Here is a 15,297-nt window from a genome sequence, read left to right on the forward strand (position 1 = left end):
ATCAGCAGCGCAGCCCCGCCCGCTTCAGCAGCGGCAATACGTGGTCGCAGAAATAGGGCAGTTCCTGGGTGTAGTTGACGAAGGATAGCGCGATGCCCTGGTAGCCATGCCCGGCGATTGCCGCCATCTCGGCGGCAATCGTCTCTGGCGTTCCAACCAGCGGGTAGGTGCCGGCGCCGCCGGCGAAGCGCTGCCGGTAGCGGTCATAGGCATGCGGGTCATGCGACTGCGAGAACTCCTTCTTGCCGGCCATATGTGCACCGACCGCATCGTGGTCGGCCAGATCGACGGCATAGCGCGTGTAGTAGGCCTGCGCCTCTTCCATGGTTGGACGGCAGACGACATGCGCCACCGTGTAGACGCCAACGTTGCGGCCAACCTTGTCGGCCCGCTCGCTGATGTCGGCGACATGCTTGCCGGCATCGCTCATTTCCGAAAAGGTCGTGAACAGATAATCGCATCGGGCGGCGGCGAAATCGCGGCCCGGGCCACCGAAAGCCGCATTCATGGTCACCGGACGCGGCTGCTGCACACTGGCCGGCCGGCTCACCGCCTCCTTGAGGCGATAGTAGGTGCCCTCGTAGTCCAGAGGCTGGTCCGAGGCGTAAAGCTTTTCCAGGATTTCGATCCATTCGGCGGCCTGGTCGTAGCCCTTCTCAACCAAAGGCGTGCCGAACATGCCGAATTCCTTCGGGTTCCAACCGCAGACGATGTTGAGACCGGCGCGGCCATGGCTTATATGGTCGACAGTTGCCAGCGCCTTGGCGGCATAGAGCGGATGCACCAGCGGCACATGCACGGTCATGAACAGGCCGATCTGCTCGGTGGCCACCGCCAGGGCTGCCGCCCAGGTGAAGGTCTCGAACGACCATTCGCGCACCTTGTTGCGGCCGCCAAAGCCACGCCAGCGCGCGATCGGCAGCATAAATTCCAGCCCGGCGCGGTCGGCGATCTGCGCCGCCGTCAGATTGTCCTGCCAGCTTGCCGTCCAGCGTTCCGGCACATCGGTGATGGCCAGACCGCCATCGGCATTGGTCGAGAAGACGCCCAGCTTCAGTTTGTTCGGGCCGTGCAGGGGATGCGTTTTGATCATCATGGGAACTCGTGGCGGGAGACCGACACGCTAGGGCCGCGCAAAAATATTTCAAGCCTGAAATAGCTTCGCCTCGCCGCCGATTGCGGATATCAAATTCGGAGGGGAAAAAAGGGGGATGGATATGAGCGCGTTCCGTCAGAAGTGCATCGGCAAGACCAATCTCGTCGGCTCCTTCGCCGCTATTCCCCATCCCGTCGCCGTCGAAGTGATGGCGCTCACCGGCCTCGACTTCGTCTGCATCGACTGGGAACATGCCCAGATCGCGCGCGACACGATCGAAACCATGGTGCGCGCGGCCGACGTGCATCGCGTGCCGGCCATGGTGCGTGTTCTCGGTCATGCGCCGGAAGCTATCCAGGCGGCGCTCGACAGCGGCGCACAAGGCGTGCTCGTGCCGCGCGTCTCGACCGCTGCTCAGGCCGAGGCGGCGGTGAAAGCCTCGCGCTATCCGCCGCTGGGCGAGCGCGGCGTCGGGCCTGGCCGCGCGGCCGGCTATGGCTATCGCATTCCCGAATATCTGGCCGCGGCCAATGACAGGGTGGTCGTCGCGGTCCAGGTCGAGACATCGGAGGGGCTGGCCAACATCGAGGCGATCGCGGCCATAGACGGTATCGATGTGGTCTTCGTCGGCCCCGGCGATCTCTCCGTGTCGATCGATGCGATCGGGCCGAAAGGCGTGGACAAGCTCAATGAGGCGATCACAAGGATCATCCGCGCGACCGTCGCGCATGGCAGGACATCGGGCATATTTTGCGCCAGCCCACAGACGATCAGCCAGTGGGCCGCTATCGGCGCGAGCTTCTTCGTGCTGGCCAGCGATACGATGTTTCTTGGCGCCGGCGCTGCGGCCAACTGCACCGCTGCGCGCGCCGAGCTGCGGTAGACGGGCGGGATCGGGCAAGAACTTTTTAAGCTTAAAACTTTTTCCTTGAAAAGCGCAGCACATTGGATAGCATCCAAACTCGATGGCGACTGTCGTGCCGGTGGGGCTTGCCGGGCAGTCCGTCGCGGTGCTCCGGGTGGGAGGGGTTTCAGTCCTTGTCGTTCATACTGCCCCAGTCATCGTCCAGCGCGCGTTATGCTTTCGACGGCGTACGTGCCCAGATCCGTGACCTGCACACCGAAAACATTGCCAACCTTGCCGTGCGCGCCCGAGAACTGGGCGACGTGATCGCGCTCTGGTACGGCGAAGGCGACATGGTGACGCCCGCTTTCATCCGCGACGCGGCGAAGGCCGCCTTCGATGAAGGCCAGACGTTCTACGTCCCTAACATGCGTGGGCACCCCCTACTGAACGAGGCGCTGTCGGAATACCAAACGCGCATTCACGGGCGGACGATCCCGATTGCGCGCACCACGGTCACGCCCGGCGGCATGCAGGCGCTGTACCTGGCGCTGGAACTGCTGGTCGATACCGGCAGCAACGTCGTCTATGTCGCGCCGCAATGGCCCAACATCCACAACGCCATCCATCTGATCGGCGGCGAGCCAAGGCCGTTTTCGCTCGACTTCAAGGGCGACTGGCATCTCGATCTCGACCGGCTGTTCGCCACTTGCGATGCGCGCACACGCGCGATCTTCCTGTCGACGCCGTCCAACCCGACCGGCTGGACCGCGTCGCGCGAGGAGATGCAGGCGCTGCTCGACTTCAGTCGGCGCACCGGCATCTGGATCATCTCCGACGAGGTCTATGGCCGGCTCTATTTCGACGGCAATGTTGCTCCTTCCATCCTGCAGATCGCCGAGGATGGCGACCGGGTGCTGTCGGTCAACAGTTTTTCGAAGGCGTGGGCGATGACCGGCTGGCGCATCGGCTGGCTGACGCATCCGTCGGGGGTGGCCGACCAGCTTGGCGCCATGACGCAGTACATCAACAGCGGCACCGCCGCGCCTATCCAGGCAGGCGCTGTCGCCGCCATCCGCCAAGGCGAGCCGCTGGTCGAGGAGATCAGGCAGCGGATCAAAACCGGCCTCGACCTTGCCTATGACAGACTGGCCCAGATTCCCGGCATCATCCTGCCGACGAAACCGCGCGGAGGCATGTATGCCTTCTTTGCCATGGACGGCGAAAGCGACGCCCGGCAGGCCTGCGCCAGGATACTGGAGACGGCGCGCGTCGGGCTGGCTCCCGGCCACCTCTTTGGAAATTCGGCAGCGGCCTTCCTGCGGATGTGCGTGTGCCGTGAACGCGACCAGATAGCGACCGCGCTCGAGCGCATGGTCGCCGCCATGAATTGACGCCCCGCTGGGAGGTGGGACGGCAACAAACCGTGCGGGAGCAAACCCGCCCGATCACAACCAGAGGGAACACAAAATGAGCTTCACTCGTCGCAACCTGCTTCTTCTCGCCGCCACGATCGGCATCGCTGCCGGCCCGGCCACCGCCTTTGCCGCCGATGTGCTCAATGTCGGCGCCTACCCGACCAATCCGCCCTTCGAATACAAGAACGAGAGCGGCACTTTCGAGGGCTTTGAAGTCGACATCGTCAACGAAGCGGCCAAGCGTGCCGGCATGACCACCGACATTGCCGACCTCGGCTTCCAGGCGCTGTTCGCGGCTGTCAGTTCCAACCGCATCGATGTCGCGATCTCCTCGATCACCATCACGCCGGAGCGACTGAAAACGCTGTCCTTCACCCAGCCCTATTATGACTCCGACATGGGCATTGCGACGAAGACCGATAGCGCTGTTAACACCGAGGCCGACCTCAAGGGCAAGATCGTCGGCGTGCTTTCAGGCTCGACCGGCGAGACCTGGGTCAAGGCGCATCAGGAGGCTGACGGCTACAGCGACGTGAAGGGCTATGACACGCAGCAGAATCTTCTGCTCGACCTCAGCGCGGGCCGCGTGGACGCCGCCGTCAGCGATATTCCGGGCATGGAATACTCCTTCACCAAGATGAAGGACCTGAAGGTCAAGCAGCGCATCAAGACCGGCGAACAGTACGGCCTGATGATGAGCAAGGACCATCCGCTGCTCGGCAAGCTGAACGACGCGCTGACCGCGATGAAGAAGGACGGAACGCTGGCCGCGATCCACAAGAAGTGGTTCGGCAGCGACGCGCCAGCCGATTCCTCGACGGTCAAGGAAATGCCGCTGCCCAAGGCCTGACCGGCAATGCACTTAAATCGTGCCGGCTCCCAGGCCGGCACGATTCATTTCACGCTCCGGCGCCTGCTGCCACACGGATAGCCTCATCGGAGGCAAGGTCGATTGGTTTTAACTTGAGCATCCTTTGCTCTGGGGTTCGGGAACGCTCCCATGTCGCTGATCGACACCTTCTTCAATCCTGACGTGATCATGTCCAGCCTGCCGGCGCTGTTGCGTGGCTTCCTGAACACGCTGCTGCTCGGCATTTTGAGTATCGGCATCGGCATTCCCATTGGCCTGGGGATCAGCCTGTTGCGGCTCTATGCGCCGAAGCCGCTGCGCTGGCTGGCGGTCGGCTACACCGACATCTTCCGGGCCCTGCCGGTGCTGGTGGTGCTGATCCTGATCTATTATGCGCTGCCCTTCCTCGGCATCCGTCTGTCGTCCTGGGCCTCCGCCGTGACGGCGTTCGCCATCATCATGTCGGCCTATTCAGCAGAAGTGTTCCGCTCCGGCATTGAGAGCATTCCGAAAGGCCAATTCGAGGCAGCACAGGCGCTCGGCCTGCCTTTCCTTTTGACCTTGCGCAAGGTGGTGCTGCCGCAGGCGATCCGAGTCGTCATCCCGCCGATGACCAGCAATTGCGTCTCGATGTTCAAGGACACGTCGCTCGCTTCCACCGTTGCGCTGCCTGAACTGTTGAAGGAAGCGACCAACGCGCAATCGCTCTATGCCAATCCCTCGCCGCTGATCGGCGCCGCTTTGGTCTATCTCATCTTCCTCTGGCCCATGGTCCGCCTCGTCAGCCTGCTCGAAGACCGCTTCAAGACCGAGAAGACGCGCTGACCTCATCAACCGTCCCGCTTCCCAAGCCATTCGCAGGAGATACAGTTGAGCAATTCCCAAGCCGCCGGCGGCTTTCCGGTCGACACCATCCGCGCCATGTTTCCGGCCTTGCAGCGCGCCGGTGATTTCATCTTCATGGACAACGCCGCCGGCGCGCAGATCCCGCAGAGCGTGCTCGACGCGGTGACCAATCACCTGGTCTCGCACAATGTGCAGCGTGGTGGTCGCTATGGGCGCTCGGTCACGGTCGACCAATCGGTTGCGGATGCTCGGACGAGCGTGGCCTTGCTGATCAACGCCTACAGTCCGTCGGAAATCTGCTTCGGCATGAACGCCACCTCGTTCATTCGCCTGGTCAGCCTCGGCATCAGCCAGATGCTGGCCAAGGACACAGAGCGCGACGAGATCGTCATCACCGATATGGACCACGACGCCAACATCGCCACGTGGCTGGCGCTGGAGCCCGCCGGAGCCAAGTTCAAATGGTGGCGCATGCGCGAGGACGGCAACCTGCATGTCGACGACCTCAAGCCGCTGGTTTCCGATCGCACCCGTCTCGTCGCCTGCACGGTGACCGCGCATTCGATCGGCTCGATCGTCGACGTCGCTTCGGTGGCCGCGATCGCGCATGCGGCCGGCGCCGAAGTGTTCCTTGACTGCGTGCATTACGGACCGCACGGGCTGATCGACGTGCAGGCCTGGGACTGCGATTATCTCGTCTGCTCCGGCTACAAGAATTTCTCGCCGCATATGGGCTTTCTGTGGGGCCGCTTCGAAACGCTGAAGCGGCTGCCGACCTTCCGCGAGGATTTCATCCCCGACGAGCCGCCTTACAAGGTCGAGGCCGGCACCTTCATCTACGAGAACGTCTCAGGCATGGATGCCGCGGTGCAGTACCTGGAACTGATCGGCCGCAATCTGGCGCCCTCCAACAACCGCTCGCGGCGCGACAACATCGTTGCCGGCATGGGCGCCATCCGCGACTATGAAATGCTCCTGGCGCGCGAGATGCTCGCCGTGCTCAAGGGATGCAATGCCACGATCTACGGCGTCGCCGAGGAAGCCCGCATCAACGAACGCGTGCCGACATTCTGCTTCAACATCGGCAAGCTGTCGCCGCAGCGGATCGTCGAGGAAATGGCTGACATGCAGATCGGCATCCGCGACGGCCATATGTATGCGCCCCGGCTGATGAAGCGTCTCAACCTGTCGATGGACAGCGGCGCCATCCGCGCCTCGCTGGTTCATTACAACACGGTCGACGAGGTCAGGCGTTTCGGCGAAGCCCTGCGCGCCGTCATCGCCAAGCTGTCTTAGCTCGATCGTCAGATGTCTCCGGCGTGGAACATCGGCCCGCCCTTGTGGGCCGGGAAGCCATAGCCGTTGATCATCACCAGATCGACGTCGGAGGCACGCGCCGCGATGCCTTCGGCCAGCAGTGCCTTGCCCTCTTCGGCCATTGCCGCCAGTAAGCGCGTGACGATCTCATCGGACGAAAAGCGGCGCGGCACGATGCCGTTGGCCGCTCGCACGGCCTCGATCAGCGCCGTTACTTGCGGGTCGCTCCTGCGTTCGCCGTCCGAATAATCGTACCAGCCGCGCCCGGTCTTGCGGCCGAAGCGGCCGGCCTCGCACAGCCGGTCGGCGATTTCGACATAACGTGCTTGCGGATCGCGCATCGCCGCCTGTCGCTTGCGCCGCGCCCAGGCTATCTCCAGCCCAGCCATATCGTTGACCGCGAAGATCCCCATCGGGAAGCCCCAGGCCTCCAGCGCGGCATCCACCTCATCGGGTGCTGCGCCATCCTCCACCATGAACTCCGCCTCGCGGCGGTAGGCGGAATAGATGCGGTTGCCGATGAAACCCTCGGTAACGCCGCACACGACAGGCAGCTTGCCGAGCTTCCTGACGAAGGCGATCGCCGAGGCGAGCACATCGGGCGCCGTCGCCGCGCAATCCACCACTTCGGTGAGCCGCATGACGTTGGCCGGGGAGAAAAAATGCAGGCCGACGATCCGTTCGGGCCGGGCGGTTGCAGAGGCGATCTCGTCGGGGTTGAGGTAGCTGGTGTTGGTCGCAAGGATGGCGTCCGGGCGGACGATACGTTCGAGCTTCCGGAAGAGTTCGGTTTTTACCGCGAGATCGTCGAACACTGCCTCGATGACCAGATCGGCCTGCACCAGCCTGTCGGCTTCGCTGGCCGCTTCAAACCGGCTCAGCGCCTCCCTGCGCGCATGATCGGTGAGACGGCCGGATTGGACTGACTTGTCGAGAAGGCCGGCGATACGCGCGTATCCTTTTGCCGCGGCGTCGTCCGTCTGCTCGACGCCGATTACGCCATAGCCGGCATTCAAGGCCGAGACCGCGATGCCTGCACCCATCAGGCCGGTTCCGACGATACCGACGGTCTCGACCTTGCGAGGCGTGACACCCTCCAGCCTGTCGACTTTGCTGGCTTGCCTCTCGGCAAAGAAGACGTGGCGCAACGCTGCCGCTTCGCGAGAATCCCGGAGGCGCAGGAAGGTCGCGCGTTCGTCCGCAAGACCGTCCTCAAGTTTGGCCGTGGACGCAGCCTGGACCAATCTCACGGCTTCTGCAGGCGCGATCTGTCCACGGCTGCGGGAAAGCACCTTTCTTGCGGCTGCCGCTTCGGCTTCGGGTTGCGAGCGTGGGACGGAAAGCGCGCCCGTGCGCCGCAACGGTTGGCCAACGAGACGGCGGGCGACATCGAGCGCGCCTTCGGGAAGATCGTCGGCAATGGTATCGATCAGACCGAGAGCGAGCGCTTCGTCGGCATTTGCGGGCCGACCCGTGCCGATCAGGTCAATTGCGGCGACCGTGCCGATGAGGCGGGGCAGGCGTTGGGTTCCGCAGGCTCCAGGCACTAACCCGAGCTTGACCTCGGGCAGGCCGAAGCTGGCCGCCTTGCTGGCCACCCGATAGTGGCAGGCCAGCGCAATCTCGCAGCCGCCGCCGAGCGCCGCGCCGCCTACTGCCGCGACGACCGGTTTCGCGAAGCTCTCGATCGCTTCGATCACTTCAGGCAGTGTGGGCTCGATAGCGGGCTTGCCGAATTCCTTGATATCGGCGCCACCGATGAAGGTGCGTCCAATGGCGGTCAGCACCACGGCAGACACTTCATCCGACGCCGCACGCCCAAGCGCAGCCATCAGTCCGGCCCTGACATGGAGGGACAGCGCGTTGACCGGCGGATTTTCGATCGTGACGATGAGAACGCCATCGACGATCTTGCCTGTGACACTCTCGGAAAATCGTGCTGTGTTCATGGAGTTTTATTCCGGAACAACGGCAAATCTTCCTCCTCCTTCTGCTCTCCGCCAATGCCGGTGTCCCGGCTCGGACGGATGAAGCGCCATGGATTCTGCCAAATAACTTCAAGCTTAAAATAATTAGAATTCAAAAAACTTCAAGCCTACCGGAATCGACTGCAAAAGGCGTCGCTACCACGACGGTGATCGGTAGACCTGACGGTTGCACTGCGGTGCCGGGTCAAGGCGAGTTTGTGGAAACCTTCGGCAGCAGGGCTTTGAAATAGTCGATCGTCTGTTGCAACCCGGCTTCCAAAGTCACCGTCGGCTCCCAGCCGACAAGCCTTTTGGCAAGGGTGATATCGGGCTGGCGGTGCCGCGGATCGTCTTGCGGAAGATCGCGGTAAATTGTATCCGAACCTGATCCGGTCATCTGCGTCGTCAGTTCGGCCAAGCGCCTGATCGTTACTTCCCTTGGATTGCCGATGTTTACTGGACCGGTCACCTCCGGCCCCGTATCCATGAGGCGCAGCATGCCGCTCACCAGGTCGTCGACGTAGCAAAACGACCTTGTCTGTGAGCCGTCGCCGAAATGGTTATCGGTTCACCACGAAGCGCCTGCACGATGAAATTTGAGACAACCCTGCCGTCTGCCGGGTGCATGCGCGGCCCGAACGTATTGAAAATCCGCGCGACCTTGACCCACAAGCCATGTTGTCGGTGATAGTCGAAGAACAGCGTTTCGGCGCAGCGTTTGCCTTCATCGTAGCATGAGCGCGGCCCGATCGGGTTTACATTGCCCCAGTAACTCTCGGGCTGCGGATGCACAGACGCGTCACCATAGACCTCACTGGTGGAGGCCTGAAAGACTTTGCATTTCAGCCGCTTTGCCAATCCAAGAACATTGATGGCGCCGTGCACGGCGGTCTTGATCGTCTGAACCGGGTCGTACTGGTAGTGAACAGGCGAGGCCGGACACGCCAGGTTGTAAATCTCATCGACTTCGACGTAGAGCGGAAAGGTCACGTCATGGCGCATGAATTCGAAGCGGGGATGCTTGGCCAAATGGTCGATATTGCGCTTTGATCCGGTGAAAAGGTTGTCGACACACAAGATTTCGTCGCCTCGTTCCAACAGGCGGTCAATAAGATGCGAGCCGATAAACCCTGCGCCCCCGGTAACGAGAATGCGTCTGCGGCTGTCATAGAGTCTGGCCAATTTCTGCTCCCAGGCAAATGCTGATCGACCAGATATCGGTCGCCACACGCAGGATACGCCGTGTCCGCAGCCAATGCACAAGGACCAAACTGAAATTTCGCAGATCCGCTCGGTGCCGATGCGAATTCCGATCCCGGCATTTGGTTTGATCAGAAGGCACGATTGAGGCCGATAGTGGCCTATGGATTGGCAGCAGAGAATATCAGCCCTGTCGTCAGGGCCGCCGCTGCGTAGATGGCCGGCAGAACCTGACGGTTCACCCCAATCCGCAGCAGAGAGTGGCTCGAAACCCGGTCCTGCTGGATTTTATCCACAACATCGATGGCATCGGCGGATGGCAACATGAAAATGGCAACGACCATTTTTCGTGAGACATTCCTCTTCGCGATAGAGCATCGTTGAATTGGCCAACAGCCTGCCATACAAGCACGTCGGCTCAACAGGTGGCTCGAGGAACCCCACGGATGTCCGAACGCATTGCAGTTATCGGCCTGGGTTATGTCGGCCTGCCGGTAGCCATTGCCTTTGGGAAGGTTTTCCCCGGCACCATAGCTTTTGACATCAGCGAGCGTCGGATCGGGGAATTGCGTGGCGGCGTCGATCGTACGGGGGAAGTTGACGCAACGGCGCTCAAGGAGACCTCGATAGGGCTGACCACCGACCGGGAGATGTTGAAAGGCGCTACTTTCTTCATCGTCGCCGTGCCAACCCCTATCGACGCAAATCGCGCTCCCGATCTAGCTTCTTTGAAACTGGCGTCCGAACTCGTCGGCGAGGCGGTGAGCAAAGGCGCCGTCGTCGTTTTTGAGTCGACAGTCTATCCAGGTGTGACCGAAGATTTCTGTGGGCCGATCATCGAGCAGGTTTCCGGCCTGCGACATCCCCGCGACTTTGCCCTCGGCTATTCGCCCGAACGCGCCAACCCCGGCGATCGGGAACACTCGCTGCAAAAGATCGTCAAAGTCGTCTCCGGCGAGAATAGCGAGACGCTGGAGCGCGTCGCGAACGTTTATGGCCGTATCATCGATGCCGGCGTCTACCGCGCCCCGTCGATCAAGGTGGCCGAGGCAGCGAAGGTTATCGAGAACACCCAGCGCGATCTGAACATCGCGCTGATGAACGAACTGGCAATGATCTTCGAGCGGCTCGATATCCGGACGCAGGATGTTCTTGATGCTGCGTCGACGAAATGGAACTTCCTTCCCTTCAAACCGGGGTTCGTCGGCGGCCACTGCATCAGCGTCGATCCATATTATTTGACCGCCAAGGCCGAGGCCGAAGGTTACCATCCGCAGATCATCCTCGCCGGACGTCGCATCAATGACGGCATGGGGGCCTTCGTCGCCCAGCAGGTTGTCAAACGGCTGATTGGTTCTGACACGCCCGTCAAAGGGGCTTCTGTCGGCATTCTCGGGCTGACATTCAAGGAGGACGTGCCGGATTTGCGCAACAGCCGCGTTTTCGACATGGTCAAGGAACTAAGGCAGTTCGGAATTGTCCCCAAAGTCCATGATCCCCTTGCCGATGTCGAAACCGCTCGGCGTGATCACGGCGAAACAATCCTGCCGCTCGATGAGATAAACGATTTGCAGGCGCTTGTTCTGGCGGTGCCTCACAGGCAATATCTCACCAACGAAAGAGCGCGTCTTTTTCAAATGATCAGGCCGGGGGGGACACTGTTCGATGTCAAGTCGGCCATCAAGCCCAATGAAGTTCCCGACAACATAAAATACTGGAGCTTGTAAAGCTCGCCTGAAATTAACGCTAGGATATGCAGTGACATCAAGCAGGCCGATACTGATCACCGGTGCAGCCGGGTTCATAGGGTTTCATCTTTGCCTGAGGCTGCTTGCCGAAGGACGCCAGGTTATCGGCCTCGACTCCATGAACGAGTATTATGACGTCAGCCTGAAGCAGGCTCGTCTCGAGCGGCTGAAAGCGTTTTCGAATTTTTGTTTCGAGCATGCCGATCTCACGGAGCGGGACCGTATTTCGGAGCTCTTCCTCTCGGCCGCGCCGGAGGTTGTCGTCAATCTCGCGGCGCAAGCCGGCGTACGTTATTCGATCAGCAATCCGCACGCCTATGTGGAAAGCAACCTCAGCGGCTTTGTCAACATCCTGGAAGGATGCCGGCAGGCCTCCGTCGGCCATCTGGTCTATGCATCGTCGAGTTCGATTTATGGCGGCAGCACCCGCATGCCGTTTTCCGTGCACGATCCGGCGGACCATCCGCTCAGCCTTTACGCCGCAAGCAAGAAGGCGAACGAGCTGATGGCGCACACATACAGCCATCTGTTTCGACTGCCGACCACCGGGCTGCGTTTTTTCACCGTCTATGGTCCGTGGGGGCGGCCGGACATGGCGCTGTTCATCTTCGCCAAGGCTATCCTCGCCGGCGAGCCGATCGAGGTCTTCAACTATGGCAACATGCAGCGGGATTTCACCTATATCGACGACATTGTCGAAGGTATTATCCGCGTCATGCAGCAACCCGCGACAGCCAATCCTGAGTGGAAAAGTGTCGCGCCAGACCCAGCGACCAGCAACGCACCGTTCAGGATTCACAACATCGGCGGCAATTCGCCCGTTCAACTGAACCGATTGATCGAGGTGCTCGAAGACGCGCTGGGACGCAAGGCAAACCGCAACCTCAGGCCACTTCAGCCAGGCGACGTTCCGGCAACTTTCGCCAATGTCAGCTCGCTCGAGGAGGCGACCGGCTTCAAGCCCAAAATCCCGATCGAAATAGGGGTTCCGCGCTTTGTCGAATGGTACCGGGAGTTCTACCGATCATGATCGGACGCTTCGCCACCTGGAGGCGGCTGGCTCCTGACCAGCCATGGCTGGCGCATGCCGCTCGGAAAACTCAATAAGCCGCAGCCGAACTGGGTGTCGCCTGAAGGCGGTCAATATCTTTCCGGGGCGGCGCACCGAACAGGCGACGATATTCTCGGCTGAACTGCGAAGGGCTGTCATAGCCCACCGCGAACCCGGCCGTGCCTGCGTTTGCGCAGCCGGCAAGCATAATCCTTCGCGCCTCCTGCAGGCGCAGCTGCTTCTGGTATTCGAGCGGGGTCATGCGCGTAATCGCCTTGAAATGGGCATGAAGGGACGACGCGCTCATGCCTGATGCCGCCGCAATGTCTTCGATGCGCAGTTGTGCCTGGAAATGATTGCGGATCGTGGCGATGGCGCGGCTGACCTGGTTCAGGTGGCTGTCCACCGACGCCATCTGGCGAAGCGTGTCACCGTGCGGTCCGGTGAGGAGCCGGTAAAGGATTTCGCGTTCGATCAGCGGCGCCAGCACGGTGATGCTCTCGGGGCGATCGAGCAGCCTTACAAGCCGACAGGCGGCATCAATCAGGTCGGGGTCACTTGGATAGGCAGCTAACACCGGCAGATCCCTGCTGGGGGATGCACGTCCTTCTTTCACAAGCAGTTCGGCCAGCGCGGTGGAATCAAAATCTATCTTGCAACAGAGGTAGGGCGCCGCCGGGCTCGCCTCCAACACATGCCCGACCAGCGGCAGGTCGACCGAGACGAGCAGGTAGCTCGATGCGTCATAGACCACGCTCTGGTCGGCCAGCGAGACGCGCTTCGATCCTTGGGCGATTATGCAAAGCGACGCCTCGTAGACCGCAGGCACGGGTGCACTGGGCTGGTTGGCGCGAATGAGCGACAGCCGCGGCACCGCAGTGCCGGCCATGCCAGATTTCGGCGCAAAGCGGGTGATCAGCTCGGCGAGTTCATTGATTTTCTCCATGCCGCATAAATCTTCATGGCGCGAAATGTTGCAAGGCATTTTGAGTTCATTTGGAGGATCGTGCAAACTCTTTGGACGATCACGCTACCGCCCTTTGCCGGTTCGCCGCCATCTATCTCCCCGACACCGCAGCGAAAGGAAACGATCATGACGGGACTTAAAGACAAGGTTGTACTCATCACCGGCGCCTCCAGCGGCATCGGCGAAGCGACGGTTCGGGAACTTGCCGGTGCCGGCGCCAGACTGTTCATCGGGGCCCGCCGCACCGAGCGGCTCAAGGCGCTGGCCGCAGAAATAGGCAAAGGCGTCGCGTGGCGCGAACTCGACGTGACTGACGCGGCGAATTTCGACGCCTTTGCCGATGCCGCTCATGCCGAATTCGGGCAGATCGATGTGCTGGTCAACAATGCCGGCGTCATGCCGCTGTCGCCGCTTGCCGCGCTGAAGCGCGATGAGTGGTCTCGCATGATCAATGTCAACATCGGCGGCGTGCTGAACGGGATCGCCGCGGTGCTGCCGCGCTTCGTCGCCCAGAAGAATGGGCATATCGTCAATGTCGCCTCGGTCGGTGCGCATATCGTGCTGCCCACCGCGGCGGTCTATTGCGGCACGAAATATGCCGTCTGGGCAATCACCGAGGGGCTGCGGCAGGAGCATGACGACATCCGCGCCACGATCATCTCCCCCGGAGTGACCGCAACCGAACTGGGCGACGATATCAGCGATCCTCAGGTCGCCACGGCTCTGAAAGAATGGCGGCAGAAGTCGCTCACACCGGACGCCATTGCACGGGCGATCCGTTTTGCGCTTGATCAACCCGATGGCGTGGACGTCAACGAAGTGATCGTACGGCCAACCGCTGCCAATATGTAGAACTTGCTGCCGGATGCCGGCTTTCGGCGAGCTAGGGCGCTCTCCGAGATCCGGCAAACGGCCCACCCCTCAATGCACCCGCCCTCAGCCTCTGGCGCAACTTCCGCGGGCCACATCGTACCGGCTCTCGAACGCGCGCGAAAAATGCGCACTCGAATTGAACCCCCAAGCAAAGGCGATTTCCGAGATCGTGGGCGACGCTCGGGCGGGCGACAACAATTCTTCCTTGCTGCGCTCCAGCCGCCTGTCCCAGACGAAGCGTTCCGGTCTCGCGGCAAGGCCGGTGCGCCGCTGGGAACTTAACCCGCTAATCATCTCCCCTGCGACGGTAGAGATGTCAGGCTTCGCCGGCCAGGCGCGCTGAAATCAGCCGCGCCGCCTTGATCACCGCTTCGCCCTGGCTGGCCGCCATGCTGTCATCGGCGCGTGACACAGGCGAGGCCACCGCCAGAGTGCCTAAAGGACGGCCATCGGAGCCGAGGATTGCCGCGGCTATGCTGTGGACGCCTTCTTCATAGCCTTGGGAGCTCGAGGAATAGCCGCGCTTGGCGGCAAGCCGGATCGCCTTCATCAGCCTGTCGGGCTGCGTCACCGTGTGTGGCGTGAAGGTCGGCAACGGCTTGTCGACATAGGCCTCGGCCGCTTCCCGAGGCGAAGCGGCGAGAAAGGCGATGCCGGAGGCGGTGCCGTGCAAGGGCAGCACCTGGCCGACATCGACATTGACCCGGTTGGCCTTTGCCGACAGCTCGACATGGACCGTCAGCAGTGCGCCGGCGCTGAATTCCGACAGATGCACCGTCTCGCCGGTTTCCAGCGCCAGCTCGCGAACCACAGGTGCTGCCACGCGCACGAAGGGAAAATGCGCGTCGCGAAAGCGGGCCAGCCGCGACAGGCCGGCGCCGAGCCGGTAGCGGCGGCTTGCCGGCTCTTGTTCGATCAGGCGGTGGTCGGCCAGCGCCATCAGCAGGCGCCGCGCCGTCGCCTTGTCGAGGCCGGTTTTGCGGGCGAGCTCGGACAGGCCGATCTCCGGTTCGCCGAGCGTGAACTGCTCCAGCAGCGATATCGCTTTGCCGACTGTGCTCATCGTGCATCCTCAAGATACTTCGCATGGGACGAAAGCCAATCCACCTTGCAGTCCGCT

The 15,297-nt window shown here is 61.7% G+C and carries 14 protein-coding genes and 1 pseudogene; 8 read left to right on the forward strand and 7 right to left on the reverse strand.

What is annotated here, in order from left to right:
* Position 1 precedes the first annotated feature (1 nt).
* On the reverse strand, positions 2-1,093 hold the full coding sequence (locus NKJ78_RS13195) for an LLM class flavin-dependent oxidoreductase (RefSeq protein ID WP_352460204.1): 1,092 nt from the start codon (positions 1,091-1,093) through the stop codon (positions 2-4).
* Between the two features lie 124 nt (positions 1,094-1,217).
* Here NKJ78_RS13195 and NKJ78_RS13200 point away from each other — a divergent pair, with 124 nt between their 5' ends.
* The 5 genes from NKJ78_RS13200 (at position 1,218) to NKJ78_RS13220 (ending at position 6,350) form a co-directional block, all read left to right on the forward strand.
* A complete protein-coding gene (locus NKJ78_RS13200) occupies positions 1,218-1,979 on the forward strand; it encodes an HpcH/HpaI aldolase family protein (protein ID WP_352460187.1) in 762 nt (253 codons plus the stop codon).
* A 155-nt stretch (positions 1,980-2,134) separates the two neighbouring features.
* Complete coding sequence (locus NKJ78_RS13205; protein ID WP_023667810.1) at positions 2,135-3,334, forward strand: pyridoxal phosphate-dependent aminotransferase; 1,200 nt, start codon at positions 2,135-2,137, stop codon at positions 3,332-3,334.
* 76 nt (positions 3,335-3,410) lie between these two features.
* Positions 3,411-4,208: an ABC transporter substrate-binding protein gene (locus tag NKJ78_RS13210; protein ID WP_023682726.1), complete on the forward strand. Its 798-nt coding sequence runs from the start codon at positions 3,411-3,413 to the stop codon at positions 4,206-4,208.
* 150 nt (positions 4,209-4,358) lie between these two features.
* Entirely contained in the window at positions 4,359-5,033 is a 675-nt protein-coding gene (locus NKJ78_RS13215; RefSeq protein ID WP_023667812.1) for an amino acid ABC transporter permease, read from the forward strand.
* A 45-nt stretch (positions 5,034-5,078) separates the two neighbouring features.
* On the forward strand, positions 5,079-6,350 hold the full coding sequence (locus NKJ78_RS13220) for a cysteine desulfurase-like protein (RefSeq protein ID WP_023738339.1): 1,272 nt from the start codon (positions 5,079-5,081) through the stop codon (positions 6,348-6,350).
* Between the two features lie 8 nt (positions 6,351-6,358).
* Here the strand turns inward: NKJ78_RS13220 and NKJ78_RS13225 are convergent, their stop codons facing one another.
* The 3 genes and pseudogenes from NKJ78_RS13225 to NKJ78_RS13235 form a co-directional block, all read right to left on the reverse strand.
* A complete protein-coding gene (locus NKJ78_RS13225) occupies positions 6,359-8,320 on the reverse strand; it encodes a 3-hydroxyacyl-CoA dehydrogenase NAD-binding domain-containing protein (RefSeq protein ID WP_023738340.1) in 1,962 nt (653 codons plus the stop codon).
* Positions 8,321-8,543: 223 nt separating this feature from the next.
* Positions 8,544-9,520 (reverse strand): annotated as a pseudogene (locus NKJ78_RS13230) (UDP-glucuronic acid decarboxylase family protein).
* 179 nt (positions 9,521-9,699) lie between these two features.
* Positions 9,700-9,882 carry a hypothetical protein gene (locus NKJ78_RS13235; protein ID WP_023667816.1) on the reverse strand — a complete coding sequence of 61 codons (183 nt, stop codon included), beginning with the start codon at positions 9,880-9,882 and terminating at the stop codon, positions 9,700-9,702.
* 102 nt (positions 9,883-9,984) lie between these two features.
* On the opposite strand from NKJ78_RS13235, the gene NKJ78_RS13240 reads away from it, so the two are divergent.
* Together NKJ78_RS13240 and NKJ78_RS13245 are read left to right on the forward strand one after the other, a co-directional pair.
* Positions 9,985-11,265 (forward strand): nucleotide sugar dehydrogenase, encoded by a 1,281-nt coding sequence (locus NKJ78_RS13240; protein ID WP_023738341.1) that lies wholly within the window; start codon positions 9,985-9,987, stop codon positions 11,263-11,265.
* 31 nt (positions 11,266-11,296) lie between these two features.
* A complete protein-coding gene (locus NKJ78_RS13245) occupies positions 11,297-12,316 on the forward strand; it encodes an NAD-dependent epimerase (protein ID WP_032923735.1) in 1,020 nt (339 codons plus the stop codon).
* Between the two features lie 70 nt (positions 12,317-12,386).
* Here NKJ78_RS13245 and NKJ78_RS13250 read toward each other — a convergent pair whose 3' ends face one another.
* Positions 12,387-13,283: an AraC family transcriptional regulator gene (locus tag NKJ78_RS13250; RefSeq protein WP_023738343.1), complete on the reverse strand. Its 897-nt coding sequence runs from the start codon at positions 13,281-13,283 to the stop codon at positions 12,387-12,389.
* A gap of 147 nt (positions 13,284-13,430) precedes the next feature.
* On the opposite strand from NKJ78_RS13250, the gene NKJ78_RS13255 reads away from it, so the two are divergent.
* Positions 13,431-14,156 carry an SDR family oxidoreductase gene (locus NKJ78_RS13255; RefSeq protein WP_023682721.1) on the forward strand — a complete coding sequence of 242 codons (726 nt, stop codon included), beginning with the start codon at positions 13,431-13,433 and terminating at the stop codon, positions 14,154-14,156.
* 84 nt (positions 14,157-14,240) lie between these two features.
* Here the strand turns inward: NKJ78_RS13255 and NKJ78_RS13260 are convergent, their stop codons facing one another.
* Positions 14,241-14,471 carry a helix-turn-helix domain-containing protein gene (locus NKJ78_RS13260; protein ID WP_084014283.1) on the reverse strand — a complete coding sequence of 77 codons (231 nt, stop codon included), beginning with the start codon at positions 14,469-14,471 and terminating at the stop codon, positions 14,241-14,243.
* 22 nt (positions 14,472-14,493) lie between these two features.
* Complete coding sequence (locus NKJ78_RS13265; protein ID WP_023738344.1) at positions 14,494-15,240, reverse strand: IclR family transcriptional regulator; 747 nt, start codon at positions 15,238-15,240, stop codon at positions 14,494-14,496.
* Positions 15,241-15,297 lie beyond the last annotated feature (57 nt).

Source organism: Mesorhizobium sp. M0037, assembly GCF_040323635.1.
In the GTDB taxonomy this organism is placed as follows: Bacteria; Pseudomonadota; Alphaproteobacteria; order Rhizobiales; family Rhizobiaceae; genus Mesorhizobium.

What these genes read in the sequence shown, in the direction of transcription:
- NKJ78_RS13215 (WP_023667812.1), top strand. Translation starts at nt 4,359, where the DNA reads ATGTCGCTGATCGACACCTTCTTCAATCCTGACGTGATCATGTCCAGC.
- NKJ78_RS13260 (WP_084014283.1), bottom strand. Translation starts at nt 14,471, where the DNA reads ATGATTAGCGGGTTAAGTTCCCAGCGGCGCACCGGCCTTGCCGCGAGA.
- NKJ78_RS13210 (WP_023682726.1), top strand. Translation starts at nt 3,411, where the DNA reads ATGAGCTTCACTCGTCGCAACCTGCTTCTTCTCGCCGCCACGATCGGC.
- NKJ78_RS13225 (WP_023738340.1), bottom strand. Translation starts at nt 8,320, where the DNA reads ATGAACACAGCACGATTTTCCGAGAGTGTCACAGGCAAGATCGTCGAT.
- NKJ78_RS13240 (WP_023738341.1), top strand. Translation starts at nt 9,985, where the DNA reads ATGTCCGAACGCATTGCAGTTATCGGCCTGGGTTATGTCGGCCTGCCG.
- NKJ78_RS13235 (WP_023667816.1), bottom strand. Translation starts at nt 9,882, where the DNA reads ATGGTCGTTGCCATTTTCATGTTGCCATCCGCCGATGCCATCGATGTT.
- NKJ78_RS13255 (WP_023682721.1), top strand. Translation starts at nt 13,431, where the DNA reads ATGACGGGACTTAAAGACAAGGTTGTACTCATCACCGGCGCCTCCAGC.
- NKJ78_RS13200 (WP_352460187.1), top strand. Translation starts at nt 1,218, where the DNA reads ATGAGCGCGTTCCGTCAGAAGTGCATCGGCAAGACCAATCTCGTCGGC.
- NKJ78_RS13195 (WP_352460204.1), bottom strand. Translation starts at nt 1,093, where the DNA reads ATGATCAAAACGCATCCCCTGCACGGCCCGAACAAACTGAAGCTGGGC.
- NKJ78_RS13265 (WP_023738344.1), bottom strand. Translation starts at nt 15,240, where the DNA reads ATGAGCACAGTCGGCAAAGCGATATCGCTGCTGGAGCAGTTCACGCTC.
- NKJ78_RS13250 (WP_023738343.1), bottom strand. Translation starts at nt 13,283, where the DNA reads ATGGAGAAAATCAATGAACTCGCCGAGCTGATCACCCGCTTTGCGCCG.